Origin of the sequence: Mycobacterium intermedium (assembly GCF_002086275.1) — a bacterium.
Taxonomy (GTDB): Bacteria; Actinomycetota; Actinomycetes; order Mycobacteriales; family Mycobacteriaceae; genus Mycobacterium; species Mycobacterium intermedium.
The window spans coordinates 1-3,775 of the sequence record NZ_MVHT01000177.1 but is presented as its reverse complement, the minus strand read 5'-3'; the positions used below and the strand labels follow the sequence as shown (position 1 = coordinate 3,775).

The 3,775-nt window shown below is 66.6% G+C and carries 3 protein-coding genes and 1 pseudogene; all 4 read left to right on the top strand.

Annotated elements, in window-relative coordinates; all coding sequences use genetic code 11:
* Positions 1 to 77 precede the first annotated feature (77 nt).
* Positions 78 to 884, top strand: a pseudogene (locus BST27_RS29720) (hypothetical protein); the annotation flags it as partial.
* A gap of 18 nt (positions 885 to 902) precedes the next feature.
* Positions 903 to 2,033: a methyltransferase gene (locus BST27_RS29715; RefSeq protein ID WP_069422451.1), complete on the top strand. Its 1,131-nt coding sequence runs from the start codon at positions 903 to 905 to the stop codon at positions 2,031 to 2,033.
* Positions 2,034 to 2,183: 150 nt separating this feature from the next.
* Entirely contained in the window at positions 2,184 to 2,597 is a 414-nt protein-coding gene (locus BST27_RS29710) for a hypothetical protein (RefSeq protein WP_069422458.1), read from the top strand.
* 272 nt (positions 2,598 to 2,869) lie between these two features.
* Positions 2,870 to 3,775 (top strand): PE family protein (locus tag BST27_RS29705; RefSeq protein ID WP_083148783.1); only part of this gene is annotated, 906 nt, incomplete at its 3' end.

The following is a 3,775-nucleotide window of genomic DNA, read 5'->3' as shown; positions in this document are numbered from 1 at the left end:
TTTCATCGTCCCTTCCAGCCCGACCTCGGGCCACAGGACTCTAAAACAAGCTGGACTCATTCACAGGGAACACGCCAGTCCTGCTACTCGGCGTGGCCGTGGCCCGCTGGGACGCGTTCGACGAAGGCCAGGCGTTGCGCGCCGACATGCTGCGCTCGTTCGCCGGCTCGATCGCGGTGGCGGCGCTGTTCGGCGGCCAGGCCCTGGCCGGCCTGGCGGCGACGCGCCACGACTCCGCCGCCCAGATCACGCTGACAGTGCTGCTCTTCACCAGCTTGGCAATCGCGATTACCATTCAGGTCCTGGCCGACCCGCTGGCTGGGATCTTGGACCGGCTGGCGTTTTCGAAATCGCCGACGCTGCGGGCGGATCGGGCCGCGTTGCGGCACACCGAAGCGGCACTGCCGCTGCGAGCCGACAGTCCCCTGGCCGACGTGGACGACGAAACCTTCGTCCGGCTGACCCGCAGGGCGCTCGGCCACTACGGCGACTTGAGCAAGCTGGTGGCCAGTCCGCTCACCGCGTTGCCCGTGATCGACGAGCGGCTGGCCGCCCGCGGTGCATCGGACCACCCCCTGGAAAGGGCCAACGAACTCAAAGCCGTTCTCGCCGACGGCATCAGGCGGCTCAAGCCGCGCGACGGCGGTGATTTCGGGACGACCGAGGAGTGGCGGTATTACAACTCGCTGTACTTCCCCTACGTGGTCGGGGTACGGGCCTATGCGCAGAATGCCACTGCGGCGGGACTCGATCCGATCGCCCGCCAGGCGTGGCAATGGTTGGTCACCGAAGTGCCGCAGCGTTCCCTGCACAACTGGCAAAACGCCGCAGCCCGGCTCATTGCGGCCGATCTGCGTGGTCGGGTCCCAGTCGCCAGCGACTAGTCTGACCACTGAAGCAGAATGCCGCGGCGACCGTCGCCGTCGCCGAATAACAAAGGGAGACTTGTGCCTTCAAAGATTCCGCCCGCAAGAATTGCGCGGACCGTCGAGACCGCGCGGCATCACCTTGCGCAGCTGCACCGGCGGGCCGTCCCGCCGCCGGCGGCCATGATGGAAATGATCACCAACGCGTGGGCGGCGCAGGCGATCACCGCCGCGGCCGACCTGGGCATCGCCGACGCGCTGGCCAAGGGGCCGCTGTCTGCCGACGAGTTGGCAACCGCGGTCAACGCGGATCCCGACGCCGTCCGGCGACTCCTGCGGGCGTTGATCGGCCGCGGCATCTTCAAGCAGCGCCGTGACGGACGCTACGACCTCACCCCGCTCGCGGACACGCTGCGTAAAGATGCGGAGGTACCCATGGCGGGCTGGGCTCGTTGGCTGGGTTCGCCCCAACACCGCGAACACTGGAGCCACCTGACCGAGGCCATTCGCACCGGCAAGTCCGTCGTCCCTGGCTTGCGTGGCAAGCCCACGTTCGAGTACCTGGCATCCGAGCCGGAATTGGGCGAGATTTTCAACAACGCCATGACGGCCGGGTCAGCCATGTCCATCGGGCCGGTGATCGCCGCCTATGACTTCAGCCCCTTCGGGACCATCGTCGACGTCGGCGGGGGACATGGCCGCCTTTTGGCCGAGATTCTGGGCGCCACGCCCAGCGCGCGAGGCATCTTGTTTGACCAGCCGCAGGTGGTGTCGGGGGCTCCGGCAGTGCTCGCCGAATTCAAGGTGCAGGACCGGGTCCGGGTCGTCGAGGGGTCGTTCTTCGAATCCGTGCCGGAAGGCGGCGACGCTTACGTCCTCAAGAGCGTGATCCACGACTGGCCCGACGACGACGCCGTGCGGATCCTGCGGAATGTGCGCAGTGCGGCCGCGCCGGGCAGTCACGTTCTGCTCGTCGAGTTCGTCGTCCCGGAACATAACCGCGAATATGCGGGCAACTGGCTGGACTTGGAAATGCTGCTGGCGCTGGACGCTAAAGAGCGTTCCGCCGCCGAGTTCGAGCGCCTTTTCAGCCGCTCCGGCTTCCGGATGACGCGTGTGGTGGACACGGCATCGCCGTTCCACGTGGTCGAAGCCACAGCGATCTGACAGGGAACTTCGGGAATTCTGAAGCAAAATACCTGGTCGTTTAGTCCATGGCAGTAGATGGCAGTGGCGTGCGTCGATCTGGCAGTGCCGCACCGGCATCGTCGGACGTGTTCGACACCGCCAATCGGATAACTCCAAGGAGTGAATGACATGACCTCAATCGCAGGCCCGCTAACCCGGCCCCTCTACGACTCGACGGATTCGCTGCTGAGGTTCGCCATGCGCCTGGACGCCACGTTGACCGGATTGCTGGGTCTGGCCGTGGCCGCGGCCGCGGACCCGGTCTCGAGGATGACGGGGCTGACGTCGGGCCAGGAATACAGCATCGGCGCCTTCTTCGTGCTCTACGGGCTGGCCGTATTCAGCCTCGCCGCACTGCCGAATCTGCGCCGAGCCGGCATCGGCGTGGTGGTAGGCAACCTCGTCTACACCGTGGCTGCGATCGTCGCCGCTGAATTGGTGCCCATGACCACCACGGGTGTGGCCGCGACGCTGGCAACCGGTGTCTACACCGCGCTATTCGCCGGTCTGCAATACCTGGGAGTGCGCCGCCTCGCAGCGTAATTCCCCTCCCGCCGATACGGGGTGCCTCCGCGAATGCGCGGAACGTGCCCCGTATCGGCCATTTCCCGTCAATGCTGGGTCGGCACCGACATCCAGTCCATCTATTGTGCAAAGTGCACAGGTAACTTCGGTGATCTGTGCAAACAGACCCTGATTTTGCATATGTGACGAATCAAGCTGGTGGTTCGACAAAACCAATCGGGTCATAAGTCCGATAGCGATACGATCTGCGTTATCTGGCTGGCCTAATGGGCAAACGACGGGAGAGAGATATGGCCTTTCTGGTTGCAGCACCGGCGTTATTAGCCCAGGCGGCAACAGATCTGGCAAGTATCGGTTCGTCGCTTAACGCCGCCAATGTCGCGGCATCGGTTCCCACCACGGCAATTCTGGCTGCGGGAGCGGACGAGATTTCTGCCGCCATCGCGGCGCTGTTTTCCGGCCACGCGCAGTCCTATCAGGCATTGAGTAATCAGGTTGAGGCATTTCATCTGCAGTTCGTGCGGACATTGACGAGCGCCGGCGCGGCCTATTCGACCGCCGAATCAATTAACGCCGGGCCGCTGCAGCCCGTTCTGGACGTGATCAACACTCCGACACAGCTGCTGCTCGGACGTCCGCTGATCGGCGATGGGGTCGATGGTGCACCGGGCACCGGGCAAGCCGGCGGGGCCGGTGGGATCTTGTATGGAAACGGCGGCAATGGCGGCTCCGGCGCGGCCGGTCAAGCTGGCGGTGCCGGCGGGTCCGCGGGCTTGATCGGTAACGGCGGCGCCGGTGGTGCCGGCGGTATTGGCCTAGCCGGTGGTGCCGGGGGTGCCGGAGGCGCGGGCGGTAACGGCGGCTGGCTGTACGGCAATGGCGGTCCTGGCGGTGCCGGCGGGGCCGGGGCGCCGTTGAACAGCCTCGGTGGCGGAGCCGGCGGCGTGGGCGGTGCGGCCGGGTTGTGGGGCGCCGGTGGGGCTGGCGGTAACGGCGGCGCCGGCGGCACCCACACCGGCCCCGTTGGGCCCACCGGCGGGGCCGGTGGTCACGGCGGTCGCGGTGGGTGGCTGTCGGGCGACTCCGGTGCCGGTGGAAACGGCGGAGGCGGGGGTACAGGTAGCACCTTCGGTGGGACCGGTGGGGCCGGCGGCGACGGCGGGAGCGGCTGGCTGCGGGGCAACGGCGGGGCGGGC